This is a genomic window from Selenomonas ruminantium subsp. ruminantium ATCC 12561 (assembly GCF_000424065.1).
Taxonomy (GTDB): Bacteria; Bacillota; Negativicutes; order Selenomonadales; family Selenomonadaceae; genus Selenomonas_A; species Selenomonas_A ruminantium.
In genome coordinates, this window is the sequence record NZ_AUJE01000041.1 from 1 (window position 1) to 24,292 (window position 24,292).

General features: G+C 42.4%; 29 protein-coding genes and 3 pseudogenes. 7 read left to right on the forward strand and 25 right to left on the reverse strand.

Features of this window, described 5'->3' with window-relative positions:
- From tnpA to G598_RS0112995, 3 genes are all read right to left on the reverse strand, one after another.
- On the reverse strand, positions 1-189 hold a 189-nt coding region (tnpA, locus tag G598_RS19085; RefSeq protein ID WP_157833344.1), incomplete at its 3' end, for an IS200/IS605 family transposase.
- A gap of 240 nt (positions 190-429) precedes the next feature.
- Complete coding sequence (locus tag G598_RS0112990) at positions 430-1,212, reverse strand: PhzF family phenazine biosynthesis protein (RefSeq protein ID WP_026767326.1); 783 nt, start codon at positions 1,210-1,212, stop codon at positions 430-432.
- A 15-nt stretch (positions 1,213-1,227) separates the two neighbouring features.
- On the reverse strand, positions 1,228-1,605 hold the full coding sequence (locus G598_RS0112995) for a RidA family protein (protein WP_026767327.1): 378 nt from the start codon (positions 1,603-1,605) through the stop codon (positions 1,228-1,230).
- A gap of 153 nt (positions 1,606-1,758) precedes the next feature.
- On the opposite strand from G598_RS0112995, the gene G598_RS17975 reads away from it, so the two are divergent.
- Positions 1,759-2,142, forward strand: coding sequence for a winged helix-turn-helix transcriptional regulator (locus tag G598_RS17975; protein ID WP_051180314.1), 384 nt, complete (start codon positions 1,759-1,761; stop codon positions 2,140-2,142).
- A 167-nt stretch (positions 2,143-2,309) separates the two neighbouring features.
- A pseudogene (locus tag G598_RS17980) lies at positions 2,310-2,567 on the forward strand (JAB domain-containing protein); the annotation flags it as partial.
- A 127-nt stretch (positions 2,568-2,694) separates the two neighbouring features.
- Here G598_RS17980 and G598_RS17985 read toward each other — a convergent pair.
- The 8 genes from G598_RS17985 to G598_RS0113040 form a co-directional block, all read right to left on the reverse strand.
- Positions 2,695-3,636 carry an alpha/beta fold hydrolase gene (locus tag G598_RS17985; RefSeq protein WP_080657038.1) on the reverse strand — a complete coding sequence of 314 codons (942 nt, stop codon included), beginning with the start codon at positions 3,634-3,636 and terminating at the stop codon, positions 2,695-2,697.
- Positions 3,615-4,070, reverse strand: coding sequence for a PPC domain-containing DNA-binding protein (locus G598_RS0113015; protein ID WP_211221585.1), 456 nt, complete (start codon positions 4,068-4,070; stop codon positions 3,615-3,617). The genes G598_RS17985 and G598_RS0113015 overlap by 22 nt, the downstream gene beginning before the upstream one ends.
- Before the next feature lie 4 nt (positions 4,071-4,074).
- Entirely contained in the window at positions 4,075-4,566 is a 492-nt protein-coding gene (locus tag G598_RS20070) for a radical SAM protein (protein WP_211221586.1), read from the reverse strand.
- Positions 4,567-4,607: 41 nt separating this feature from the next.
- Positions 4,608-4,952, reverse strand: coding sequence for a radical SAM protein (locus G598_RS20075; protein WP_211221588.1), 345 nt, complete (start codon positions 4,950-4,952; stop codon positions 4,608-4,610).
- Between the two features lie 177 nt (positions 4,953-5,129).
- Positions 5,130-5,525, reverse strand: a complete 396-nt coding sequence (locus G598_RS0113025) for a VOC family protein (RefSeq protein WP_026767329.1) — start codon at positions 5,523-5,525, stop codon at positions 5,130-5,132.
- A 14-nt stretch (positions 5,526-5,539) separates the two neighbouring features.
- Positions 5,540-6,118 (reverse strand): nitroreductase family protein, encoded by a 579-nt coding sequence (locus G598_RS0113030; RefSeq protein WP_026767330.1) that lies wholly within the window; start codon positions 6,116-6,118, stop codon positions 5,540-5,542.
- A gap of 7 nt (positions 6,119-6,125) precedes the next feature.
- On the reverse strand, positions 6,126-7,160 hold the full coding sequence (gene acgM / locus G598_RS0113035; protein WP_026767331.1) for a radical SAM/SPASM domain protein, ACGX system: 1,035 nt from the start codon (positions 7,158-7,160) through the stop codon (positions 6,126-6,128).
- A 31-nt stretch (positions 7,161-7,191) separates the two neighbouring features.
- Positions 7,192-7,377: a hypothetical protein gene (locus G598_RS0113040; protein ID WP_026767332.1), complete on the reverse strand. Its 186-nt coding sequence runs from the start codon at positions 7,375-7,377 to the stop codon at positions 7,192-7,194.
- Positions 7,378-7,548: 171 nt separating this feature from the next.
- Between G598_RS0113040 and G598_RS17995 the strand changes: the two genes are divergently transcribed.
- Positions 7,549-8,478, forward strand: coding sequence for a LysR family transcriptional regulator (locus G598_RS17995; protein ID WP_051180316.1), 930 nt, complete (start codon positions 7,549-7,551; stop codon positions 8,476-8,478).
- Here the strand turns inward: G598_RS17995 and G598_RS18000 are convergent.
- Positions 8,415-9,203: a YczE/YyaS/YitT family protein gene (locus tag G598_RS18000; protein ID WP_245582813.1), complete on the reverse strand. Its 789-nt coding sequence runs from the start codon at positions 9,201-9,203 to the stop codon at positions 8,415-8,417. The two genes, G598_RS17995 and G598_RS18000, sit on opposite strands and share 64 nt — an antisense overlap.
- A 267-nt stretch (positions 9,204-9,470) precedes the next feature.
- Here G598_RS18000 and G598_RS19825 point away from each other — a divergent pair, with 267 nt between their 5' ends.
- Complete coding sequence (locus tag G598_RS19825) at positions 9,471-9,635, forward strand: hypothetical protein (protein ID WP_157833345.1); 165 nt, start codon at positions 9,471-9,473, stop codon at positions 9,633-9,635.
- 213 nt (positions 9,636-9,848) lie between these two features.
- On the opposite strand, the gene G598_RS0113060 is transcribed toward G598_RS19825, so the two are convergent.
- The gene (locus G598_RS0113060) at positions 9,849-10,043 is read right to left on the reverse strand and encodes a hypothetical protein (protein WP_026767333.1); all 195 of its coding nucleotides are present in this window, start codon (positions 10,041-10,043) and stop codon (positions 9,849-9,851) included.
- Between the two features lie 280 nt (positions 10,044-10,323).
- On the opposite strand from G598_RS0113060, the gene G598_RS0113065 reads away from it, so the two are divergent.
- On the forward strand, positions 10,324-11,730 hold the full coding sequence (locus tag G598_RS0113065) for an ATP-binding protein (protein ID WP_026767334.1): 1,407 nt from the start codon (positions 10,324-10,326) through the stop codon (positions 11,728-11,730).
- Between the two features lie 273 nt (positions 11,731-12,003).
- Here the strand turns inward: G598_RS0113065 and G598_RS18005 are convergent, their stop codons facing one another.
- A complete protein-coding gene (locus G598_RS18005) occupies positions 12,004-12,477 on the reverse strand; it encodes a transporter substrate-binding domain-containing protein (protein WP_080657039.1) in 474 nt (157 codons plus the stop codon).
- Between the two features lie 259 nt (positions 12,478-12,736).
- Here G598_RS18005 and G598_RS18735 point away from each other — a divergent pair, with 259 nt between their 5' ends.
- Complete coding sequence (locus G598_RS18735; RefSeq protein ID WP_051180318.1) at positions 12,737-13,843, forward strand: flavodoxin; 1,107 nt, start codon at positions 12,737-12,739, stop codon at positions 13,841-13,843.
- A 39-nt stretch (positions 13,844-13,882) separates the two neighbouring features.
- Here the strand turns inward: G598_RS18735 and G598_RS19830 are convergent, their stop codons facing one another.
- The 4 genes from G598_RS19830 to G598_RS0113095 form a co-directional block, all read right to left on the reverse strand.
- Entirely contained in the window at positions 13,883-14,032 is a 150-nt protein-coding gene (locus tag G598_RS19830) for a hypothetical protein (RefSeq protein WP_157833346.1), read from the reverse strand.
- Positions 14,033-14,095: 63 nt separating this feature from the next.
- A complete protein-coding gene (locus G598_RS0113085) occupies positions 14,096-14,314 on the reverse strand; it encodes a helix-turn-helix domain-containing protein (protein ID WP_026767335.1) in 219 nt (72 codons plus the stop codon).
- A gap of 66 nt (positions 14,315-14,380) precedes the next feature.
- On the reverse strand, positions 14,381-15,874 hold the full coding sequence (locus G598_RS0113090) for a phospholipase D-like domain-containing protein (protein WP_026767336.1): 1,494 nt from the start codon (positions 15,872-15,874) through the stop codon (positions 14,381-14,383).
- Between the two features lies 1 nt (position 15,875).
- A complete protein-coding gene (locus G598_RS0113095) occupies positions 15,876-19,439 on the reverse strand; it encodes an AAA domain-containing protein (RefSeq protein WP_037364360.1) in 3,564 nt (1,187 codons plus the stop codon).
- A 295-nt stretch (positions 19,440-19,734) separates the two neighbouring features.
- On the opposite strand from G598_RS0113095, the gene G598_RS0113100 reads away from it, so the two are divergent.
- Complete coding sequence (locus G598_RS0113100; protein ID WP_026767338.1) at positions 19,735-20,019, forward strand: transposase; 285 nt, start codon at positions 19,735-19,737, stop codon at positions 20,017-20,019.
- Between the two features lie 137 nt (positions 20,020-20,156).
- On the opposite strand, the pseudogene G598_RS18015 reads toward G598_RS0113100, so the two are convergent.
- The 7 genes and pseudogenes from G598_RS18015 to G598_RS0113135 form a co-directional block, all read right to left on the reverse strand.
- Positions 20,157-21,191 (reverse strand): annotated as a pseudogene (locus G598_RS18015) (IS256 family transposase); the annotation flags it as partial.
- A 245-nt stretch (positions 21,192-21,436) separates the two neighbouring features.
- Positions 21,437-21,760: a hypothetical protein gene (locus G598_RS0113110; RefSeq protein WP_026767339.1), complete on the reverse strand. Its 324-nt coding sequence runs from the start codon at positions 21,758-21,760 to the stop codon at positions 21,437-21,439.
- Between the two features lie 19 nt (positions 21,761-21,779).
- A complete protein-coding gene (locus G598_RS0113115) occupies positions 21,780-22,067 on the reverse strand; it encodes a DUF1653 domain-containing protein (RefSeq protein ID WP_071837982.1) in 288 nt (95 codons plus the stop codon).
- A gap of 15 nt (positions 22,068-22,082) precedes the next feature.
- Entirely contained in the window at positions 22,083-22,799 is a 717-nt protein-coding gene (locus G598_RS0113120; RefSeq protein ID WP_026767341.1) for a DUF169 domain-containing protein, read from the reverse strand.
- 78 nt (positions 22,800-22,877) lie between these two features.
- Positions 22,878-23,042 (reverse strand): annotated as a pseudogene (locus G598_RS20280) (ClpX C4-type zinc finger protein); the annotation flags it as partial.
- A 157-nt stretch (positions 23,043-23,199) separates the two neighbouring features.
- The gene (locus tag G598_RS0113130) at positions 23,200-23,685 is read right to left on the reverse strand and encodes a CYTH domain-containing protein (protein WP_026767343.1); all 486 of its coding nucleotides are present in this window, start codon (positions 23,683-23,685) and stop codon (positions 23,200-23,202) included.
- Positions 23,685-24,212 carry an AAA family ATPase gene (locus G598_RS0113135; RefSeq protein ID WP_026767344.1) on the reverse strand — a complete coding sequence of 176 codons (528 nt, stop codon included), beginning with the start codon at positions 24,210-24,212 and terminating at the stop codon, positions 23,685-23,687. Before G598_RS0113135 ends, G598_RS0113130 begins: the two co-directional genes overlap by 1 nt.
- Positions 24,213-24,292: the final 80 nt, after the last annotated feature.

Genomic DNA, 24,292 nt, shown 5'->3' on the forward strand with positions numbered 1-24,292 from the left:
GATATGCACATGGTCTTGGTCGTGATTCCATTCCTCCAACGTAATGTTGTATGATGAGCCAATGCGAACAAAAATATCTTTAGCATATTGGCTCATTCGGTCAGAGAATACCTTGCGACGATACTTCACTACCAAAACCAGATGATAATAGAGTAAGAACACTGAATGGTTATTGTTATCTAATTCCATAGTATAATAAGTCCTTTCTCTTTTACGACTGATTATACTACCCAATAAGACAAAAAGCAATTGTATGGCTCAATTACTTATGTAAATTCACCATACCCGCCTTCATCCCCCACCTAAGCGGTGGAGGACTTCTCGCGGGTTAGGTTAAATCTAAACAACCCACATATCCTCCACATCTTTCAAGTCATTATGCCGCACTTATGCTGACAGTTTCAACAGCATACCATACAACCACAAAAATCATAACGCTGCCACAATTTCAGAAACAGCCACTAATGCAGCCTCTCCACTAATGGCAATTCGCTTATTTCCTAATAATTCACAGTGAAGATATCCGCCTCTCTTGGAGGCTTGATATGCATCGATTTCCTTTTTATTCAGCATGTTGGCCCAATAAACAGCAATTTGACAGTGTGCTGAGCCACAAACCGGATCTTCCGGAATAGTAAGTTTTGGGCAAAAACTTCGTGATACACAGTCTGTTTCCTTACCTCTGGCAGTTGCATTTTGAATGCGGCCAGGAATCTTCGACAGCAATTCCTGATTCGGATTTAGCTTTCGAACCTGGTGCTCATGTTCAAATATACAAATAAGATCCAATCCCAAAACCGCTTTTACAGGTCTGACACCAAATGCCTGCTCCATATCATCTGTAACGGCGATTTCCTTCAATTCAATAGTAGGAAAATTCATTACATAGCGATTATTTTTCTTTTGTACAATCAATTCACCGCTCAATGTATGAAAACTAACTTCATTGCTATCCTGTTCATAGTAATTCAAAATCACATAAGCTGAAGCCAGCGTTGCATGGCCACAGAGTTCGACCTCAGTTCCAGGCGTAAACCATCTTAAATGATAGCCAGCATCTTCTTTTACGATAAAGGCTGTTTCAGACAGATTGTTCTCCATCGCTAGTTTCTTCATCGCTTCTTCCGTTGGCCAGGCATCCATTACGCATACAGCTGCCGGATTACCTGAGAACGGCTTATTGGTGAATGCATCAACAATGTATTGCTTCATAAGACCTCCATAATATTAAATCGTCGCAATGACTTCTACTTCGCATATTGCATTCAGGGGCAGTTCCTTGATGCCAATACACGACCTTGCAGGTTTATCCGTAAAGTATCTTTCATACACTTTGTTAAAGGCAGCAAAATCATTGATATCCGTAAGGAAACAGAGTGTCTTCACCGTATTCTCCGGTTTTGTTCCAGCTTTTTCAAGAATAGCCATCAGATTTTTCATAACCTGCTCTGCTTGTTCTTCGATGGTTTTTCCGACAAGCTGGCCGGATTTGGGGTCAAGCGCTATTTGTCCGGACGTATAAACCATCCCATTGGTTATAACAGCCTGTGAATATGGCCCTACTGCCGCAGGTGCATTTTCTGTATGTATCTTATTTGCTTTCATTAAAGTTCCTCCCTATGGTGTTTTTGTGGATATCCATGCTTTTGGTGAGCTATAGCCTTTATACTTAGACCAATATAGCATAAAACGTATCCATATTGAAGTACGCACATTTTTTATATATACTATAATAAATGATACTAAGGAGAACGATTTATGAAAGATCGAAATTTTGCCTGCACAATAGAAGCAGCTATGTGTTTTATCGGTGGAAAATATAAACCGCTTATTTTATGGCACCTAATGGATGGCACAAAACGATTTAGTGAACTACAGCGTCTTTTACCGCAAGCGACAGCCAGAATGCTGACGATACAACTTCGAGAACTTGAGAAAGACCAGCTTATCCATCGTGAAGTATATCCAGTAGTGCCACCAAAAACAGAGTATTCCCTAACGGAACTGGGAAAAACCTTGCGTCCCTTAATTACAGAATTAAGAGAATGGGGAAAATTCTATTTTGAGTATACAAATCAACAAAATCCGTGTGATTTTCCTCACGAAAATCCAGCAGTACCTTCTGTCAAAAAGGTTAGATGACCTGATATCACTCAGATTGTGTCAGCCAATACCGGCCATAATTACCGTGCAGATATGAAGAGCTTTTCTATGAGATTCATTGTGCCCTTTTTCAAATTACAATAAGATGAAATACAAAATCGTGCCATAAAAAGGTGCTGTGTGTAAATGCTTTCGCATTTTATCACACCATCTCCATTGGCTCACTTTCCGCTTCGGTCGTACATCCAAGAGAAGTTTTTGCGGAAACGATAAAATATCCCTGCGCGTCCATAATCCTCGTTCATAATCACCCCAGTGGCGACCCTACGCCGAGCAGGGAAGATATTGCAGTGACGGAAAGGCTGGTCAAGGCAGGCAAAGTCTTGGACATCCCCGTTTTAGACCACATTATCATTGGCAACAAAATATATTGCAGTTTGAAGGAAAAGGGGAACATGGAATAACTAAAAGGGGCAGGCCAAACGCCTGCCCCCCCAAAAATCGCTCAGAGCATTACAAATCATTACAAATTCATTACTGGCAAAAGACATTACAAAACATTACATCTATCATTCTCTAATCATGAAAATTCTATCTGTTATTATAGGCCACCTTTTTACTGCCGGTCAATTTGGATGAATCCGCTTTCAGGAATTGCTGCATAGCCGTCCAGGTTACAGGAAAATTATCAATGAACGCCGAATGCCAGGCTTTAGGGACAATGCAGAGGCTGGCCTTGGGGATATACTGCTCGGCCTCCACCATTGTGACCATCGGCGCATGGTCATCTTCATCCCCTGCAATAAGCAGTACCGGGCACTGAATGGTCTTGAGGAAATCTTCCCCTACTTCCATCTGACTCCAGAACTTCATATAGTTCGTGCAAAATTCCTGAAAGCGCTCCGGCTCCGGCATGATTTTTTTCTGCTGCTCGATAAACTGCGCATCAATTTTTGCTAAATCTTCGACCTTCATTTCCCCGCTGAAAAAGCCTTTTTTCAGTGTACCAGCACCGATGGCAATAACCCTATCCACGCGCTCCGGGTACATGGAAGCCACTTTATAAGCCGTGTAAGCGCCATCGCTAAAGCCCAGCAGGATTGCCGATTCATTTGTAACGGCGTTCATTACCGCCAGCATATCCTCAGCCTTTTGCTCATAAGTCAGCGGCGAGTGACCAATTTCCGAACGGCCATGACCGCGGGTAGACACCGCAATCACCTGATAGTTCTGACGCAATTTGTCAATAAGCTGCCCCATTTCATAGGGCGTGCCTACGCCACCGCCATGAAAGACGAAAACAGGCTTGCCCTGACCATAAACTTCATAATAAATCTTTGCATCGCCGGCCTGTACATAATGGCCGGCTTTTTCATTGTGGCCGTAAGGGGTAGCACTTTCATAATTTCCCGGCTGCTGCATAAAATAATGCAACGGTGCTGCCGCATTTACAGTACCGTCAGTCGCACCAAACAACATCGTCATGCCCAGCGCCACTGCCGCCAGATATTTTACGCCCTTTTTCCTGCGCATGCTTTTCCCTCCAATTTCCAAACGTCAATACCGGTAACAGGGTCAAACTGCTGACCGATAAAACCATTTTCCACCACGTCCAGAACAATTTCGCCTGTATAACTTATCCAGGCACTATGCAAATGACCACCTAAATAGGCAATCTCACCGCTGTCCGGCAACAGATACGAAAACATTCCGTGGGCATGTTCCTTTAAACGCCCGTTGACATCGGTCACCACATTACCCTGCAGGGAAATCATCTCTAGCATACCATTACACTCGTGCTGCATAAAATCCTGCTTTTCGGGGATAAAAGTCGCGACCACTACTTTATCGCAGGCACCAATTCCCTGAAACATTGCCGACTTTATAACCAATTCGCAACAGACTCTGCGAATACAGCTGAGGATTTCATCCCCTTTGTCCATACGAATATAAACACGAGAACCCATCTTCTTATAAGCTATTTACCCGGCTGCGGTATCTCTGTAATACCTCTTCGCCGTTATCGTCAAGCAAACGCTGCAACTGGGCAATCAGCGCTTTTTTATCTTCCGGCAGACGGCCATTTAGCCGAATCGGCATGGTCACATGTTCTGCTCGGAAAATCGTAGGAATATCGAGACAGCGGATAAATTCCTGCATTTCGGCAATACGCTCGGTTTCCGTTGCTTCGGCAAACTTGCCCATAGCTACATCACGGGAAAGAGGCGTATCCGGGAACAACGTCAGTTCGGAGGCATACACCATAGCCGGCTTCAGTTGATTGTACATTTTAGCAGTTTCCCGTGCATGAGAAAGTCCCCAGTCATGTCCGCCCAGGCCGCCTAAGAAGTTGGCAATCCACGGCATGCCGGCCTCGTCCATCTTTTTGCACTGCTTGATGACCAAATCAGCATGATAGCCCTTATTCATGCGGTCAAGCAGCTTATCATCGCCGCTTTCCACGCCGAAGTAGAAATAGCTGTAACCTTTTTCTGCCAGCTGTCTTACCTGCTGTACCGTCTTATTTTCAAATTATCCACACGGGCATACCCACCGATGGATTTTACCTGCGGCAGATAACGGTAAATCATATCTGCAATTTGCAGCAAATCCTCCGTCTTGCGGATGAATGGGTCAGCCCCCTGCAGATAAATACGGTCAAAGTTCCAGCCGGACTGAGCCAGTTCCTTGACGTCTTCCTCAATTTCCTCCATCGGAGACAGTATAAAGGGACTATCCTTATAAAAGGTGCAGAACTCACAGCTTGCATGGCTGCAGCCGGAAGTTATCTGCAAAAAGCCGTCTGCGGCTTCATAGGGAGGGCGATTGATACCACTGGAAAAATGCATGTTGATGAAACACTCCTTCAAATAAACTATTGCTTTATTTTCAAGGCCCAGACCTTTGCCAGTCTGGGCCCAACACGAACGATCAGAGAATCTTCCCATCCCAGCCCCATTGATTGATGGTCTGGAATTTACCTGAATCATCGGAATATATCCCTCTTTCCTTAACTTTGAACACTCTTATCTTTCATGGAAAAACTCAATGATTTCCCCAGCCTTCCCCTGTACAAAAGCTATACGCAAAGCATAGGGAAGCTCGCTGGGCACTACAATATCCGTAGGCACCATGGTTACGGCCAGCCCCTCTTTAACGCAGGCAGCCACACATTCACCCACCTTGTCCGTAGCCAAAGCAATGTGGTCAACCTGTCCTGGACGGCGCCCTGGCTCTGCATCGGCAAAGAGCTCGATGACACCATTGCCCGTATCCAGCATACTACCAGCCTGATTACCTTCGCCCCAGGTACGCAAACGTTTCATGCCTAGTACACGGCAATAAAACTCAATCACGCTATCCATTTCTGCCTTGCCGCAACAACGCAGAGCGGCATGATGAAGACCTTTAATAAGACTCATAAATTCAACCTTTCTTACGCTATAACAATATTCCTGCACAATTTTCTCGGCTTACCCTGGGGATAATCCCCCTCATGATACCCCAGTATCACAAAGGCCTTCCCCTCCATATCCTCCGGCACGCCCCATTCTTCCATAAAGGCTTTTCCCTCCGGTAGAGCAAATGTTTCCTCAGCCCGGGAAATAATGCAGGAAGCCACACCTAAAGCATGGGCTTCCAATACCATATTTTCCGCTATGCAAAAAGCATCAGCTACATTGAAGGGAAAGCCTCGCTGGCCGAAAATTACGCAAACCGTTGGTGCATCGTAAAAGCCATTCCGGATACGTTCATCATCAATTACCGAAGGCTGCTCAGCTGACACATGGCTACCAAGCAACTTGCTGCGGTCAAAGGTAGAAAAGTTCAGCCTGCCAAGTTTGGCTGTAAGTTCTGCATTGTGAATGGTTACAATCATGCTGCGCTGTCCACCTCCCGCATTAGGAGCGTAAAGCCCAGCCTCCGCAATCTTGTCCACCAGTTCACGCGGCACCTGCCTTTTCTGATACTTGCGAATGGAGCGGCGTTTTTTCATCAATTCCAATAAATCCATCTTTGCCTCAAATCTCCTTCCAGCACTGCGGATCAGCGGCATAAAAGTCCCTGTCACTGGTACTGCTGGCTACTGCTGGACAGCCCCGACACCAAGCCTTCAGTTCGCATTTGCTGCATTTCTGGAACTTGTCATAGTCCCGATAAGCCTCAAACTCATTTGTCCAAAGGTCTGCCAGTCTCTTGTCAAAAACATTACCCACCCGGCTATTCTGCACTCTTCGACAGGCATAAACATCACCTGTAGGAAGAATGGTAAGATGCCCATTGCCGCAGTTGCAGCCGCCATATATCATATCGGGTTCAGCGTCCTCAGGAATCTGTAACCTGCCCATTTCATAATCGTAAAGGGTCCACAGGTGGTCTTTGCGGTTGAAATAGGTTTCACAACCAGCTGCTTCATATTGCCGGAAGATTTTATCGCAATCTTCCAATAATTTTCGATAACGCTGTGGGCTGATGCTGTTCTCCTTTTCCTCACTGGTCGGACAATAGCGGGCAAAAGCATAAACCTTAGCTCCTGCTGCCACCACGGCATCAATGATGGCCGGAACTTCCTCTATATTTTTCCCGGAAACCGTGGTCATAATGATGGAGCGGATACCCGCTTTATTCAACATGGCCACTTTTTCCAGCGTAGTTTTGTAAGAACCAGGCTTGCGGAACCAATCATGGGTTTCCTCTATCCCGTCAATCGACAGCTGATAACGCAAACAGCCACATTCATGCAGCCGCTGGCAGACTTCATCCGTCAGATGAAAGGGATTGCCCATAATCGTAAAGGGAATCGCCTCCGCCCTGAACATGTCCAACAAGGTCCAAAATTCAGGATGCAGGATTGGGTCGCCACCTGTCAGATAGAAGTAAGGCTGACGGCCAAATTTTTCGCAAAAGTCCCGGCAGTTTGCAAGTACTGCCTCCATCTGTTTTTTTGTCATGCGGTCAGGACATTTGCCGGTATTTTCCGCAAAGATATAACAATGTTTACACCGCTGGTCGCATTCATCGGTGATATGCCATTGAAAGGAAAAATACGGTTTCATTTGACCATCCTCCATACCTCACACAAAATTCTTACTTGTCACCTGCACCACAGGCAGAACCGCAGGCAGTGGGCAGCACCTTGTCGCCAGAACCACAAGCCGAGCCGCAAGCTGCGGAAACCACTTTGTCACCGGAGCCACAAGCCGAACCACAGGCGGAGTTTGTCAAAACACCTGCTGCTTTCTGATTCCATGCTGCTAAATTCGTTAGTGCCATAATACATCTTCCTCCTAAAATAAAACTTGGGATTTCTGCTTACGGGTACATCCTAACAGGAATAATTCGCCTTGTGAAATGCTATTATCGCATTATTTATGCACAAAGCGTATCAATATGTGTTATCATAATCTTATCGGCAACATAATGAATTCGTGATGAGGTGATTGGATGAATACCCAGCAGCTTGAGTGCTTTACTACCCTGGCAAAGACGTTAAACTACGCCAAAACTGCTGAACAGCTTTCCATGTCCCAGCCAGCTGTAACGCGACAGATTCAAAGTCTGGAAACAGAGCTGAGCACCCAGCTTTTTAACCGTACCACCCGTTCCGTATCCCTGACGCAGGTGGGATTTCAGTTCCTCCCCGATGCCCAACAGATGCTCGGACTCTACTACCATTCTCTGGAATGGATTTCCACATTCCATAAGCACAAACGCACGGTGCTCCGCATTGGCTACGCTGACTCCCATGCCAACTGGTTTATCAGCAAGATTCTTTCCTGTGTACTGGCCGATAACGAGAACATTGTGCCGGAGCTTACCCTTGACCAAACCGATGCCAATCTGCACCGGCTTACCACTAGTCAGCTGGATTTGGTGTTGGGCATCAAGGATGCAAAATTTACTGCCGAGGACATTGCCTTCCAGAAACTCCATGACGATGCCTTTGTCTGTGTCATGCGTAAAAATCATCCTTTGGCACAGGCATGCAAAAAGAGACGCCGAAAAAGCGTCTCCTCTAAAGATATGTGGCCTTACCGCCAGATTATTGACATTCCTCCCTATCTTTTGAAGCATGTATTCTCCCGTGGTCATCATATCGTTCCCGTCAATGATGAGCTGGACAACATCCTCTGTGCCACCACCAGTGAAGCCTATAATTTGGCTTTGGCTGGAGCAGGCTTTACTCTTATTCCCCAGCATTTGACGTTGCCCCATAAGGAACTGATTTTTCTTCCCTGGGAAGAATCCCCCCATGCACCTATGGGCATTTACTACCGCCAGCAAGGTGGCATGGACAAGAATTCGGCAATTTACAAATTCATTACCCTGGCCAGAGAATGCACCAAGGAAGCCATGCCCTGCCATAAGCAGTGAACGGGTTTGCACAGCCAGTGAACTATTTTTTCCAGGCTTATCTTTTGCTCCTGAACATCCTTATTTTTCTCCCGAAAATGCGGATAGAATACTAAATTACCATTCTCATCCACCTTGCTCAGATGTTTAAGGAAATATCTCGCTATAGTTCCCGTAATTAGGGCAGATATCAATGTGCCTTCCCGTATGCCTTCAATTCCGCCAAGATATACCAGCGAAATCACAGCGGCCAATGACACCAGACTGACATCATTGGCTGTTTTTACCTTGCCGAATTCAATATGGAAATGACGGGATACAGCGTATACGATTCCTTCTCCGGGAAGCATCAGCACATTGGCGATTCCCTGGACAGCTACGCCAAAGGCAATCAGTGTGGTGCCGATAAGCAAAGGCAGCAGCTGCAAAATGTAATTTGTAGGAATTACCCAAGACCACGCCTCCATGAAGAAATCGATAAACCAGGAGAATATCAAGGTTACCGGTATCTGCAGGAACTGAATATGGTCAAAAGCTCTGCGCAACAATAGGTACTGGCCGAGTACCAGCAGCATGTTTATCGAAAAGGTCATCTGCCCCAGCGTAAATGGTGCGGTCAGACTTATGACATAGGGAAGGCTGGAAATAGGTGAAGTTCCCAGCATACTCTTAACCACCAGCGCTATCCCGGAAGCCTGTACAATAACAGCAACCACAAACAGAAAATAACGTAACATCACAGACATTTACTCCATCACTCCCTTACGGTTTGATAGTATAGAGCTGACATGGATAAAAGTCAAACCAGCACCATCCACGATGTTAATTATTAACATCGTAAGCCATACAGCTTCAAGTTGCATTCCCATTATTAAGAATTTTAATAGCATTATCCTATATATTTATCAAAAAACGGTATTATACATCTTCCCTCCGTCATGTCATAATATATGTAAATAGCAAATGTATTATTTCATATATGCGGATTATGGATTAAAAAGGAGCGGATTATCATGATGAATATGCTTTTCAACCTCGTCGCAAATTATAATCGTGTAATTATGGAGGAGAACTCCGACAATCTCAAGATGTTTGAAATTCGTCCTGGGGTTTACTCTAATGTTGATCCTGAAAAGCTCATGGATTATCATGTTGCTGACTTTGACCTGAATCGCTAATAACACCAGTGTAGAGATTGTTTGAAAATCTTATTTTTAACATCTGCAAGCAATTTGGCACATAACTTTTCTTTGGAGGAACAGAGCAAAGTATGATTATTAGCCAGATTCTACGCTAGCCACAGAGACTCCTCGGTGTGAATACGCCAGAGGCAATACAGAAAAGAACGGCCATATGCCCATTGAATTTGGACATATGGTCGTTCTTTGCGTTTATGGATAAATCTCGTTCAGCGACTCATGGCCGTTTATTCGGCAATCGCCTCGCACACTCCTGCCTAATGCAGCATTCTTCTGATAATCATTTTTCCTGGCACCTTCACTTGCGATATTTTGAACGTCCTTATATTTCGCCATTCCCTGAAACACGAGCACGTCTTGCCCGTTTATATGGACATCTAATTGCACGTTCAATACTCCAGCCGTACCTCAGCCGGTTTTTACAGGTCTCCCAACTCACCCTGCTCCCGAGTAAATTATACAACTCGTGCGCTGTGTATTGCTGTCCCTCATAATTATACCATATATATAATGCAAATCCTCATATTATGGACATTTTTACATATTTTATCCAACTGCGCTCTCTTCATTGACAAAACAATATGCAAGTAGCAGTATACAAATAACATAGATTACGAGTTAGTAACTTATGAGTTACTTTATTTTACATATGGATAAGGAGTACATCATGTTTTATTGTCGCGATGAAGAATTACATAAGCTTAACAAGCACTACGATAACGATGCTTTTGAATGTATTATCATATATGGGCGCAGACGCGTTGGCAAGACTGCCCTAATCAATGAGTTCTGTAAGGATAAGCCCACCATCTATTACTCAGCGCTGAAGGCTACGGCAGCCAAGAATCTGTCTGCCCTTTCCAAGGCCATTCACTTATTCAAGGAGCCGGAAGCGACCACCTTCCCGGAATACCAGACCTTTGATGATGCGCTTTCCGAAATCAGCAGGCTTGCCCAAGACCAGCGGATTATCTTTGTCATAGATGAACACCCGTACCTTGCCAAGGCTGAGGAGGCTATCTCCTCCCTGCTGCAGCATATCATCGACCATACCTGGTCAAACAGCAAGCTTTACCTGATTTTATGCGGCTCTTCTATGAGCTTCATGGAAAAACAGGTCTTAAGCGATGAAAGCCCATTATATGGCCGTAGAACCGGACAATTCAAATTAGAGCCGCTGACTTATAAGGAAACTGCAATCTTTTCTCCAAACCTTTCCCCTACACAAAATGCCCTTATCTACGGGATTACCGGTGGCGTTCCTCACTACATAAGAAAGCTCAATGTTAAGGACGATGTAGACGAAGCACTTCTTGAAAACCTCTTTGACCGCTCCAGCTACCTTTATGAGGAGCCAAAGAATCTTTTGAAGCAGGAGCTTAGGGAAACATCTCAATACAGCGATATCCTTTCGGCTATTGCTGAAGGGGCATCCAAATTAGCAGAGATTTCGTCAAAATGCAAACTGGAAACCGGAGCCTGTTCCAAATATCTGAAAACGCTGCGGGAACTTGGCATTGTCAAGCGCGAAAGACCATTAATCCATGGCAATTCGAAGCAAACCATTTATTCCATCGATGACAACTTCTTCCGCTTCTGGTATCGATTTGTCCCCAACAACACAGCCCTTATTGCTTCTGGACGCATAGGACGGGTATATGACCGAGTGATTAAGCCCTATCTTCCTGACTTCATGGGCTTTGTCTTTGAACGGATGTGCCGTGACTACTTGCTTTACTATGCCAATAATCTTCCTTTTGAAATTCTTTCCCTGGGCAGATGGTGGGGAAATAATCCCATCGAACGCAAGGAAATCGACATCGATATCGTAGGAGAAACGCTAAATGTTGAAACCGGTGAAGAGTCCTATATTATTGGTTCCTGCAAATATCGGAACAAACAAATTGGACGGGACGAACTGGAGCTTTTAAGACAATATGCTGCTGTCTTTGCAAAAGGCAAGAAATGCTACTACGTCATCTTCTCTAAGGATGGTTTCACTCAGGGATTACATGAATGCGCCGCCGCAGGCGATGTTATCCTCTTCACATTGGATGATATGATGAATGTTTAACCAAATTCCTTTTTAATTCATTACTGGCAAAAGACATTACAGATGTTAACTCAAACTTCGCAGTTGTAAAACTGCACATTAATTATTAAATCAGATTTTCTAAAATAAAATAGCATAAGCCGTCTCCGTTTTGTATAATGAAAGTGCCTAAACTATCACAACATAAACGGAGGGCTTATGCCATGAATATTGTAGCACATAATCACCAGTCTCGTGAACTCCTTTCCTCGAAAATTTCTCGTTTTCTTGAAGAATTCCATGTAGGACGGATTCTTAAAGCCTGCAATGCATAATCATGACACGCACTTCCGGCTTGTCAATGTCGGCAAGGCTTTGATATTTCTTGGCATCAGTTTTCTGGCACAAAATCGTTTTGCCGAAAGCCCCTTCGCCGTAGGCATCCGACATGGCCATAGTCTTGGCTCTTACATAATTTCGGGAGATACCGCACAGGGCTATGTCGAATTTTCCAGCCAATGTATCTGCGGTAAGCGTAGGCCAACTCGTAGGCACATATTCGATTTTCACGCCCAGAGAGTCAGCAATCAACTGCGAGAGTTCCGCATCAATCCCTTCATATACACCCGTCTTAGGATTCAGGTATGACATGGGAATGTAATCGCCAGTTGTACCGATACGGATAGTACCTCTGGCGGCAATATCCTCCAAATGCCCCGCAAAAACCGTTCCCACGGTCAGCAGCATCAGCACTGCCCAACACAGGAAAATACGCATTTTTCTGTTCATAAACACCAGTCCTTTCTCACGGATAATTTCTCACCATGATGATATTCTCTATATTACCGTTTTTTCCCTGTGAAATTTGCTAAAAAGTTCCGCAAAGCCGCAAAAGCCACACGGGGCAAGGCTTTAAGCTAACGAGAAGAAAGGGCATTTGCCCCCCATTTTGATTGACATTTCCCTCAACTCATTTTATTATACGACTAAGAAATCTTAAAGCTATGTGATTGGGGCAACGAAAATCGCCCCGCGAAGTGAGGCTGCCATGAGAAAAACAACTGCTAAAAAATTATTGGACAGCATTTTACTGTGCCTGTTCTTTGCAGAACTAGGTGGAATGTTCCTGCCGCATCCAGTGCATGAGGTGCTTGGCTGTCTGTTTATCGCCTTGATTGTTCTGCACAATATCAAGAATCATTATTTCTATACGCATTTCCTTGTCGGCACATACTCTCCCCTGCGCTTGGCGAACAATATCAGCATTATCCTTTTCGCCGTGAGCCTCATCATCCTCACCCTCTCGGGAATGGTGCTGTCCCAGTATCTGTTTCCGTGGTTCAGTTTGGCGAGTACATGGAACTGGCGCTCCCTTCATCTGGGCGCAGCCATCGGCGCATTGGTTCTGCTGTTTGTCCATCTGCTGCTTCATGCCAGACGATATATACACGGAAGAGTATTTTTCGGTCTGGCAGGAACGGCGTTCGTGCTGGCAGCAGCCGGAATTTTCGGTATGCCCTACCTTGACCGTTGGTATCATCAGGTAAATGTAGAAAAAAATGCCGTTATTGCCGGAGACAAGGTTTCGATTCCCGGACGGGTACTGACAGTCTATTTCAGCCGTGTGGGCAATACGAATTTCCCGTCCGATGTAGATGCTGTATCCGGAGCCTCCATTATGAAGGATAGACATGAAATCATCGGCAACGCCGAGATGATTGCCTATATGTTGCAGGATGCGGCGGGCGGCGATATTTTCGCCATTCAAACAGAAAAAACCTATCCCGTCGACTACGGCGAGACCACCAAGGAGGGAAAACGGGAACGGGAAAGCGGCAAAGCCCCCACATTAAAAAGACCTTTGCCGCAGATGGAAAATTACGATGTGATTTTTCTTGTCTACCCACTTTGGTGGAATACGCTGCCGATGCCCGTAGCAGGATTTCTGAAGCAATATGATTGGACAGGTAAGATACTGGTGCCTATTGTGACCCACGGAGGCGGCGGCACGGGCGAAAGCCTGGAGGCAGTCCGGAAAGCAACACAGACAAAAATCCCAGAAAACTATTTGGATATCTACAGCAGCGATATTCCGGCTGCAAGGCAGAAAATCACAGACTTCCTCAATGACAGCAGCAAGTTCTCTGCGCCATAGGAGTGGCTCTCAACTCAGGGACACCATGTCACTTCCTAATCAAGACGACAAAATGCCGGTCTGTATGAGAATCCCGAAAATATCCGGGCAGCCAACATCCGACACAAACTGCCCCTCCCTGATGCCGTAAAAGTTCATGCGGGGAAGGTCATATTGAGCCTCAACGTCCCCCGTCACCCTTATATCCATGATACGCACCCCTTCTATGAAATCGAGACTGTCGCCGTAAAGAATTTCAGGATCTTCTTCCTCTCAGGCATTATCTTTCTCCTCGTCAACAAAATCCACTACATCACCAATATTTGCTTCCAGAACCTTGCATATCTTAGAAAGCACCTCCATACTGACAGGCTCATTCCTAGACATCTTTGCAAGAGATGTCCAGCTTATTCCAGTCTGTTCTTGCAAATAGGTCTTCTTCATATCTTTATCAATTAAAAGCTTCCACAACTTCTTGTAACTGACTTTCATTGCCATTTCACCGCGAGCCACAATTGCACCCCTTTCTGAATAATCATAAGTATTAAACCCAGCTACTTACTCATTGCAAATAGTAAACTTTATCTTCATTCTTTTTTGTAAGTCATTCTTCAAGTATTCTATCGTTCCTTGATGTTCAGTATATACACCTGTTTCTCTTCTAAAGCCGTATCTTGGATTACCAGCAAATGATAGCCAATTAAAGCTAGTAACAACGGCAAATTCATTGTCCATAATTAATACTTTCTCATGTGTATTATTCAAAGCAATAAGTTTCAGTTGTCCTTTATACTCTCGATTTTCTAAGCCACGTAATTTGCCTATTATCTTTTCATCTGACTTATCATCATTTTTACTAATTCCATATCCTATTACCACTTCAACGCCACGATTGATAGCTCTCACAATTTTATCGTATATTTCATCATCTAAACCAGAATGTTTTATCCAAGGGGAAACAATTACAATCAATTTTTTTGATTCATCAAAAGCTCTAATCAATAGTGGTCTATGTTTATATGTATCGATTATCTTATCATCGTGTTTTTCGCTATTTTCTTTTTCAGCTTCTAACTCTTTAATTCGCTTCTTTAGTTCAAGTATTTCTTCATTATTATCATCCTCTTCAATATTATTCTGGGTGATTTCTTCTACCTGATTTCTTATCTTTGTTAGCGAATCGTCTATTAACTCTAGTTTGTGTTTTTGCTTTTTTGCCTCCTTAATGATATCTTGAGGTATAAGCTTACTAAACTCATCTTCAAGCCTATTTTGTTCCTCAGGAATTTTATCAATTTCAAGTATTCTTGTATCTTCATGAATACTTTTTAGAACAGCAGCCTCATATTCTTCGCTTCTAGTAGCTTTATCAAACACAAGTGGAATAATTTCACCGTCAGACTGATTATAAAAAAGAAGCACTGACACCTTTTTATACATCGCGTAACTTTTCTTTATATCCCGGATGTCTACCAATTCGCCTTCTAAACTTTTCAGTGTATTTCCTTTTAATTTTTTATATCTTGAAACAGCTTGCTTTATTTCGCTAAGATTCAGCTCTTCAATCTTAGGCATCTGATGCCGTGGTCTTAACGCTTTAATATCATATTTGCTGATATCTTTATCACTATAAAATTGTCTAGGACTATTTATCGATACATCATCTGTAAAGCTATCAACTATAACATTTTCCTCAGTATCATTTCTAACCAACAATACCATTTTTTCAAGTGCATCTAATCCCTTATCTGTAAGTTTTATTTCAGAATTACTTATAGACACGCTTATAAAATTATGTTCATGAAGTGAACCAACTGACTGCATAATGATTCTTTCATTCATTCCCATACATCTTGAAATATTTGATATTTCATTAACGCCACATCGAACAAATTTCATTACATATTCGTCAATCAGAGGCAACGCTCGCTCTTGTTCAAATGTTAATATAACATTCAAGCAAAACTGCGGAACTGCCGCTTCATAGGCTTTCACCAACTGATGATTAGGAAAACTGTTGTAATATTTTTTTATTAAATCATCGATTTGCATATTAAACCTCCACAATCAAGCAGTCATTACAATGTTCCTTTATATAGGCAATTATGGTTATAAACGGATTCTCTTTCTCTTTTATTTCATTTCTAAGTGTTACACTTTTACTATCCCCAATTACTACAAGCAATTCCCTTGCTCTCGAAAATGCAACATTCAATCTGCGAGCATCATGCAAAAATCCTAGCTCACCAGTTTTATTACTACGAACAACACTATAGAAAATAATATCCTTTTCTCGGCCTTGAAAAGCATCTACAGAATTTATTTCCACATCTAAATTCGTAAGCAGCTCTCTATACCGTGATTCGTATTGATTTCTAATACTGTTGACCTGGGCTTTGTACGCTGCAATAACGCCCACTTCTTTATGAATTTTTTGCTCAGATATTTCTTTGTTGATTACAAGTAACTCATCGAATATTATTTTAAGTTCACAGCTATTTCTATAAGTATGATTTATTTTTTGTTCTTCTCTATCATCTCTATTTGATGTAGATAACCACACGAGTGGTCTGTTCTCATATCTTTTTATCGGTAACATCTTGTCTTCTTTTTTTATCCCTGATTTTAGTGTCCCATCATAAAAGACCTTGCTTATTAAATCGCCTATAACCGGATTCATTCGATATTGAATATTCAGTGTACCTTTACACTCATCCGGCAGTCCTTGCTCAAGATAATAAAACAGGCTTGTCTCCAAATCATTTCTTGATAAATCTTTTGTCTGGTTCAATACTTTATCATCAACCACTGGTGGCAGTTGCTTATGATCGCCTATTAAAACAATTCTTTTTCCAAGACAAATCGGGACTAATGTTTCAGCCGGAGTAGACTTACCTGCTTCATCGATGATTACCCAATCGAACTCCATCGTAAATTCATGTTGAAGTGATGCGATTCCCAAGCATGTAGAGGCGACTACATTCGTATCCATCAAACTCTCTTTTTCAAAACTATTGCGTTTTACTTCCTTCTTCCACTCATTGCATAGAGAAATAATCTTTTTGTACTTTGTGCTATTATTATTCTTTTCATTTATCTTCTTTTCGATATTATTTTTTATCAATTCATAATCTTCATCATCATTCGCTTCTAGCAGCTCCATCCAATCCTTGATTTCCTCTTTTTTTCGCTCCTCGACATCTTTATTCTCTGATAAACCGGCCTTCACTCTTGCCAATTCTTCCGATAAATTTGCCACATCATCAACAAGGTTAGTAAATTTAGTGTCAAGTGCTGTTATTTCATCAACGAATTTCACTATCATTTGTTTAAATTCATTACTTGAGCTATTCTCAATTTTTTTGTTAGATATATCTGTCAGTTTTTGAACCGTTGTTTCCACAATTTCCCATTTTTCAGAGTAAAAATCCAACTCTTTTTTCTTGAGTTCAAATGCCTCATTTTCTTTTTCTATTTTATTCAAATCATCTTTAAGCTTTTCTATTTCCTCTATATATTCATACTGATTCTTCACATCATCAGATACACCAATCGTTTTTTCGATTTCATCTATAACTTGGTCACACTTTGCTATTACATCAGCAACCCAATCCTCACAAAGCGAATCTAATGTATAACCATAAACATCTTCTGCTAGATTTTCTTTTCTACCAATACGAACCACTTTGGCTGTTGGTATAGCTTCTTTAATCCTAACCAAGGCATTATCAACAGCGACATGCGACTGCGATGCTAATAAGATTTTTGCTATCGGATTGTCTTTAAGAATTTGGTAAACCATTTCTGTTATGAATGTTGTCTTACCAGTACCAGGAGGCCCCTGCAAAACGAATATTTCATTTCTAGACAATGCCTTTTGTAAGTTTTGCAATTTAGAATCATCTATTAAACTTGATAAACACTCTTCTTTTGAAAGTATATTTTCCATTTGGTTTTTCGCTATTGAAGGATCAAATATTATCTTACCTATATTAGGATTAACTATCTCTTGATATTTTATATGTTTCATTGCATCCGACTGTCTCTGAAGTGCCACTTCCGTCTGATGCAAATCGAGACTAACTTCGCCTGACGTTGCAATATCCTCGGGATTTACATTACTTTTTAAGTCCACAATCATTTTGTCATTTATGAAGCTTCTCATATATCCAACTGAAATAGACTGCGAAATTCTATTTTTTAATGTCATTTCTAAAAAAGCATCTGATTGAAATTCCACTGTATCGTCTTCGTTAACCATAAATTCTATAGCATCATCATCTCTTATTTTCATTTTATTATATCTAACTGTCAATTTTTCTTTTTCAAGGTTATCTATTTCACGTCTTAAAATATCATTCCATTTTCTCATCATTTCATTTACGTTTGCACGTGTCGTTTCTTGTGCATATTTATCTTGAATGTAGCTTCTAGCTTCACATACGAAATCAGAAACATTCACCACTTTATCACTTTCACTTGGCAATGCTGTTCTTGCCAATATATTATAAGGTACTTCATATCCTATTTCTTGATTTTTTAACAAAAATACTGGTTTGCATTTCCGTAATCCGACTATGACAAAGCCAGTATCTGACTGTTTCTTGCTATCTTTTTTACATAAGACTTCAATTGTATCTGAAAACAGCAACATTTTTTCTTCATCATTTTGCTTTTTATATATTCTAAAGTAACATACACGACTGAACTCACCATTTATAAAGTTCAGTGCTTCCGTCATATCAAAACTGTCTATATAATTTTCATTATACAAATCTTGTACTAGTCTTTTTGTTAACTTTAGATACAAAGTTTTAACTTCTACATATTTTTTTATAACCGGTTTTAGTTCCCGCCTTATTTCATGTATGCTTTTGTATCTAGTTTTGGTATCCTCCTGTAGCATTCCTTTAATTATCTTTGTTATTTCAGGTTTGATATCATGATAGCTAATTTTATTAACATCATAGTTAAGCATTTTCTTTTTAGACATCAATTCATAAAAGATAAGTCCCAAGGAATATATATCACTTTGCTCTGTAGCACTTTTTCCTTGTTTTTGCTCTGGTGCAGCATACTTAGGCGTAGAAAAATTGGCGACCGTAATATCACTATAGAATGTATCTTTTAATTTACTGATTCCAAAATCTATAATTTTCACAATTTCTTCTTCATCTACAAGCATAATATTACTTGGTTTTAAGTCTCTATGAATAACATCACAACTATGGAGATATTCGACTCCCTCTAATGCCTGATCAAAATAGCTTAATTTCTGTCCCAAAGTGTACGATGCACCATTCTTAATAACATCTGAGAATGATACATCTGACACATATTGTAAGGCGATATAGAAACATTTATGAACATCATCTTTACCATAGTCTAGAATTTTCTCAATATTGATGTGCTCTAATTTTTTTAATATCTCAACTTCTCTATTGAATATTGTTTCCTGTATATGCACTGCTTTCTCACTACCGCCAAGTTCCTTTAGGAGTTTTAAAGCAATCATCTCCCCCTCATCCATATCTAGCGCTGTCCAAACCTCAGACATATTGCTTTTAGATACAGATTTTTTTAACTTATACCGTTCACCAATCATTGTAGCAGCCATAATAATGCACTCCTATAACACAAAATTCCGATAAAACTTCCATGATAATTATATCATAGTAATTCTTTCATTACAATTAGTAAATCTACACTAATATGAAGTTTTTCTTATCCCCAAATGCAAAGAGACTGTCGCACTGAAAACTCACTTATGCGACAGCCACATTGCTATACCTAACCATCTGCACGGATAGAATTGGCGTTAGAATATAAATAGTACAAGTCAAAATGAGAAATCCTAAATGAGCCCATAACATGGTACAATGTACGTACCTAATCTTGAGGAGGATTTCAGAATGGCTAAACAACATGACAAACAGTTTAAACTTGACGCAATTCAATATTACGAAGATCATAAGGATCTTGGCTTGCGTGGCTGCGCCAATAACCTTGGCATCGGTTACAGCACTTTGACCAAGTGGCGCAAAGAACTTCGTGACTCTGGCGATATCGTTGTAAGAGGTTCCGGCAACTACGAATCCGATGAACAGAAAGAAATTGCCAGATTACGCCGTGAATTGCGCGATACGAAAGACGCACTTGACGTGTTAAAAAAAGCCATCAGCATTCTGGGAAAATAACAGAGGCCATTTATCTTCAGGTCTCTGAACAGGCAGAAATTGCAAAAGAAGAAGGACGCCCTATTTCCGTCTCCGCAGCCCCGGGTGTGAATAAAAATCTGTAAATAGGTCTTCTATGACTTTAGCATTTATGTATTTTACGGTTGTAATCTGTCAGGATACATAATGGTCAGTTCTCCTCTTACCTTACCCCAGTTACGAATTGGCATAGTCCATTTCTTGGTGGCCTCAAACGTTGCCAGATACAACGCCTTCAGCAGAGCCTGTTGGCTGGGAAAAACGCTTCGCTGACTGTTCAGACGGCGATATGAGGAATTTAAACTCTCAATAGCATTGGTCGTGTAAAATGCTGTACGGACTTCTGTTGAGAACTTGAATATCGGCGTTATTACATCCCAATTGTCAAACCAACGCTTTAGTGCCGCTGGATAATGTGGCGTCCATTTTTTGCCCACTTCCCCCAATCGCTTAACGGCAGCCTTCTCATCAGGGGCAGTATAGATGGTACGGAGGTCTTTTGCAAAATTTTTCATGTCCTTGTTGGCGACATATTTCAGCGTATTGCGCACCATATGGACAATGCAGCGCTGGTGCTCCGTTTTCGGAAATGCTGCAGAAATGGCTTCTTTCAGGCCGGCAAGCCCATCAGAACAGAGAATAAGAATATCCCTTACGCCACGGTTCTTGAGGCTGTTCAGGATGCCAAGCCAGTATTTACTGCTCTCATTTTCGCCCACTTCAATCGTAAGGACTTCCTTGCGGCCATCTTCGTTTATCCCCATTACGACATAGGCAGCCAGCTTGGTAATCATATTGTCATGTCTTACGGAAAAGTGGATGGCATCAATAAAAATAATAGGGTAGATACTGGAAAGCGGTCGGCTCTGCCATTCCTCAATCTGAGGCAGGATTTTATCGGTAACATCGGATATGAAACCCTCTGAAGCCTCGAAGCCATAAATATCTTCCAAAGTTCCAGAGATCTGTCTGGTGGTCATGCCTTTGGCATACATAGAGATAATTTTCTCGTCAATGGCGGAAATATCCTTTTGCCGCTTCTTAACTACCTGGGGCTGAAAGGAGGATTGGCGATCCTGCGGGACATCAATCTGAAAACTGCCATAACTACTGTTGACACGCTTGGTTTTGTAGCCGTTGCGGGCATTCGTGCTCACACAGTTTACGAAAAAGACAAGATTATTTCCCAGACCAAGACCCATTCCCCGCATCCCGCCCCCCACCATACTCAGCACTCAGGTTGAACATTCCCTACCAGATAATGCAAAAGATCAACTGCCTAACATGACAGATATTCAAATGCTCAACCTGCTTATGCAGAAATAATTTCTCCTATGAAAAATGGGCTGATGCAACTCTCAAAACCTACATCGGCCCATTTCCGGTCCTTATAACAACCTCATCTATTCATTAGCTCAAGCCGTTCCCTCAGGGTATCACTAAAGCCTTCCAGGTCATCCAGCGTTATGACCTTTTCATCCAGCAGCACCATGATATTAGCAAACATTTGCGAACGACTCATATCTGTAACGCACACGCCGGATTTCTTCTTGTCCTTCCTCATGCGTTTTTCCAATTTCCAGAATTTATCAGAGGCGTCAGCATCACCGGCCAAAATGGCTTCATACTCATTAATCAAATTCTCCATATATCTTTCCTGCCAGATTGGCAGCATCTTGCGAAAGAGTTTCCAATCCTTCTCCGTAATAATATTATCAGTCACATTCATCCCTCCTGCCTACTTATTCTTTAAGTTCAAACCGATATTTCTGCCCAGCTTTGGGGTATTTCTCATGATCCACTTCACTCATGAACATGTCCAACGGACGGCAGTAAATACCATATGAACCGTATAGCGCCTGGTAAACGCAATAGATTTCCCGCGTCTCCGTATGAATAACCGGACAGGCTATGATCTTGTACGCATTGTCCTTGAAATGATGCCATATCTCCTCTTCCATCGGTATTTCCCTGCGATATTTAACGTTCAGCAATTCCCGCTGCTCCTGTACTTCCTTTGTTTCTTTCAAATCCTCGTTACTCCTTCAAATTCTCTTCTTAATCGTTTCCCACGTGTCCGTAGTAAAGAAGCAGCCATCTGCCTCCTGCTCCATTTCCAAGAACCGGCTAAAAGGGATGCTGAAGGACATCTGCTCTTTGCTGATAACCTTACGGGCAGATGGATCCGTCATACCTATGTAGCAGGTCTTCTCTCCTTTTTCCTCTGCCGACAGCGGATACAGTACAGCCTGTCCGCAACCGGAAGCAAAATTGACCTGCACATTATTCTGGCTAATCCGGTCGTAATTGGCTAAAGTGGTAAGACCAGACAACTGGTCGGCATTTACCAAAAAGATAATGCACTCCGGCTTTTCATCTTCCTCCACCATATCCAAAGGCTTGAACACCAAACAGGCAGGAGCTTCTACCTTAGGAATGGTTTCCGTAAATATTTTGGCTAGCTCCGGCGTCTTCTTGTAAAACTCGCTCTGGGATATCTTATCGTTACCAGTAGACAGGAAATATTCAATCCATCCATGCTCATACCCTTGAAATCCAAGACCTGCCCGACCTCCCATGCATACCGTCGTGTCTTTTGCAGCCGCTGCAATCTTCCCCTGGGAAGCTGCTTTTATCAAAGCCACAACACAGCCCCACTTGCCTTTCTTGAAGCATATGGCCTTCTCCGGTACATTATCTGCCCTTAATACCGCAACAGGGTGATTATTCAGGCAGATATGATTTGCTATTTTGCTCTCCATTTTTCGCGTCTCCTAATCGTCGCAATCACGTTTATGGTTACAAATATGCTTCAGGGCACTATGATTATGATTTCCTTTGAATTCCTCATCCAATATCTCGCAGCACAGCTCAACACATTCATCACAGATATATACCCCCGACCCGGCGATGAGCTTTCTCACCTCATTCTGGGTTTTATTACAAAACGAACACTTTAGCGGCTCCTTAAATACGTCATCATAAACATCTTCCCACTTGTCCAGCAGTTTATTTAATTCCTCATCATCTTTGCCTTCTGTCTGTTGAATTTTAGCCAGTACCTTAATGACCTTCTTCCAGTCAACATTTTTCATGGCCTTTATGGCTTCCAACAGCTGTTCTTCTTCTTTCTTTTCCACGCTCATACATAGCTCCCCATTTTTATCTTTCAATCAGCAAACAGCGCACAAGCTCCATACCATCTTCATGGGCCAAAGTTCCATAGGAAAATCTTGCGTCTTCCGTTACTTCCCTGCCAAACCATTCCGGTGGCACAAAGGCTTTAGCCTTCTCTACTGTAGAAAATTCGACCTCAACGTAGTTGAACCCTGCTAAATGGCCACCATGCACATGCAATTCTGCAACGAGACCATCCTGAAGAGCAATATGGTAACGGCGCTTTTCAATCATTCTGGTTCCGGTATACAGTCGTGCCGCCAGATTTTCATATTCCTGCCGGGAGATATCGGTCTCCCACTCTTCCCGTACCAAGCCAGCGCCCCGCTTAACTGTCAGTATAAAATGACTGTCTCCTATTCTCCGAATACGGATTTCAGGCAGCAGTGATATATACCCCTGCTGCAGTTCTTCATAGGTATCCGGCAGTTGCGGCAGCTTTTCTACCCAAAATTGACGTTCAATCTCCATTACCGCACCTTCAAGTCCAAAGCAACCTTATCCGTTTCCCATGGGGATATCACCGTATAGGGAATCTGCCATTTCTCCAGTATCGCCACTATCTGCTCATCCTTTTCCTTGGCCTGCTCCAGATTGGTTTCCTTCCGGCCATCGATGCTTATGAACTCATCATTGCGGCGAAGCAGATAGTTATAGTTCTCATAGCGATTGAATTCCTGCATAACCAAAGTATCAAAGGCTTCGCTGGGTTCCCTGTTATAGATTATATTCAGCGGCAGTGGCGAGTCGCAAACCGCATACTCCACGCCGTATTTAGCCAGCGTCTTTGTCCGATGCGCCTGCTCAGCAAACAGATACAGCTGATCTTCTACGATTTCCGTGGCATTCTGGTACCACAGCCACTTGGCATATTCACCCACCAACTCCGTCTTATAGCCCTTGCGTTTGAGCTTGGAAAATACATCTGCGGCAATGGTGCTCTTGCCAATGCCTGCTCCGCCAAAGAAATTTAACCTAACCCGCGAGAAGTCCTCCACCTCTTAGGTGGGGGATGAAGCCGGGTTAGGCGAATTTACATAAGTAATTGAGCCATACAATTGCTTTTTGTCTTATTGGG

Excerpts from the sequence above, each read along its gene's own strand:
- G598_RS0112990 (WP_026767326.1), bottom strand. The coding sequence starts at position 1,212 with ATGAAGCAATACATTGTTGATGCATTCACCAATAAGCCGTTCTCAGGT.
- G598_RS0112995 (WP_026767327.1), bottom strand. The coding sequence starts at position 1,605 with ATGAAAGCAAATAAGATACATACAGAAAATGCACCTGCGGCAGTAGGG.
- G598_RS17975 (WP_051180314.1), top strand. The coding sequence starts at position 1,759 with ATGAAAGATCGAAATTTTGCCTGCACAATAGAAGCAGCTATGTGTTTT.
- G598_RS17985 (WP_080657038.1), bottom strand. The coding sequence starts at position 3,636 with ATGCGCAGGAAAAAGGGCGTAAAATATCTGGCGGCAGTGGCGCTGGGC.
- G598_RS0113015 (WP_211221585.1), bottom strand. The coding sequence starts at position 4,070 with ATGGGTTCTCGTGTTTATATTCGTATGGACAAAGGGGATGAAATCCTC.
- G598_RS20075 (WP_211221588.1), bottom strand. The coding sequence starts at position 4,952 with ATGCATTTTTCCAGTGGTATCAATCGCCCTCCCTATGAAGCCGCAGAC.
- G598_RS0113025 (WP_026767329.1), bottom strand. The coding sequence starts at position 5,525 with ATGAGTCTTATTAAAGGTCTTCATCATGCCGCTCTGCGTTGTTGCGGC.
- G598_RS0113030 (WP_026767330.1), bottom strand. The coding sequence starts at position 6,118 with ATGGATTTATTGGAATTGATGAAAAAACGCCGCTCCATTCGCAAGTAT.
- acgM (WP_026767331.1), bottom strand. The coding sequence starts at position 7,160 with ATGAAACCGTATTTTTCCTTTCAATGGCATATCACCGATGAATGCGAC.
- G598_RS0113040 (WP_026767332.1), bottom strand. The coding sequence starts at position 7,377 with ATGGCACTAACGAATTTAGCAGCATGGAATCAGAAAGCAGCAGGTGTT.
- G598_RS17995 (WP_051180316.1), top strand. The coding sequence starts at position 7,549 with ATGAATACCCAGCAGCTTGAGTGCTTTACTACCCTGGCAAAGACGTTA.
- G598_RS18000 (WP_245582813.1), bottom strand. The coding sequence starts at position 9,203 with ATGTCTGTGATGTTACGTTATTTTCTGTTTGTGGTTGCTGTTATTGTA.
- G598_RS19825 (WP_157833345.1), top strand. The coding sequence starts at position 9,471 with ATGATGAATATGCTTTTCAACCTCGTCGCAAATTATAATCGTGTAATT.
- G598_RS0113065 (WP_026767334.1), top strand. The coding sequence starts at position 10,324 with ATGTTTTATTGTCGCGATGAAGAATTACATAAGCTTAACAAGCACTAC.
- G598_RS18005 (WP_080657039.1), bottom strand. The coding sequence starts at position 12,477 with ATGAACAGAAAAATGCGTATTTTCCTGTGTTGGGCAGTGCTGATGCTG.
- G598_RS18735 (WP_051180318.1), top strand. The coding sequence starts at position 12,737 with ATGAGAAAAACAACTGCTAAAAAATTATTGGACAGCATTTTACTGTGC.
- G598_RS19830 (WP_157833346.1), bottom strand. The coding sequence starts at position 14,032 with ATGGATATAAGGGTGACGGGGGACGTTGAGGCTCAATATGACCTTCCC.
- G598_RS0113085 (WP_026767335.1), bottom strand. The coding sequence starts at position 14,314 with ATGAAAGTCAGTTACAAGAAGTTGTGGAAGCTTTTAATTGATAAAGAT.
- G598_RS0113090 (WP_026767336.1), bottom strand. The coding sequence starts at position 15,874 with ATGCAAATCGATGATTTAATAAAAAAATATTACAACAGTTTTCCTAAT.
- G598_RS0113095 (WP_037364360.1), bottom strand. The coding sequence starts at position 19,439 with ATGGCTGCTACAATGATTGGTGAACGGTATAAGTTAAAAAAATCTGTA.
- G598_RS0113100 (WP_026767338.1), top strand. The coding sequence starts at position 19,735 with ATGGCTAAACAACATGACAAACAGTTTAAACTTGACGCAATTCAATAT.
- G598_RS0113120 (WP_026767341.1), bottom strand. The coding sequence starts at position 22,799 with ATGGAGAGCAAAATAGCAAATCATATCTGCCTGAATAATCACCCTGTT.
- G598_RS0113130 (WP_026767343.1), bottom strand. The coding sequence starts at position 23,685 with ATGGAGATTGAACGTCAATTTTGGGTAGAAAAGCTGCCGCAACTGCCG.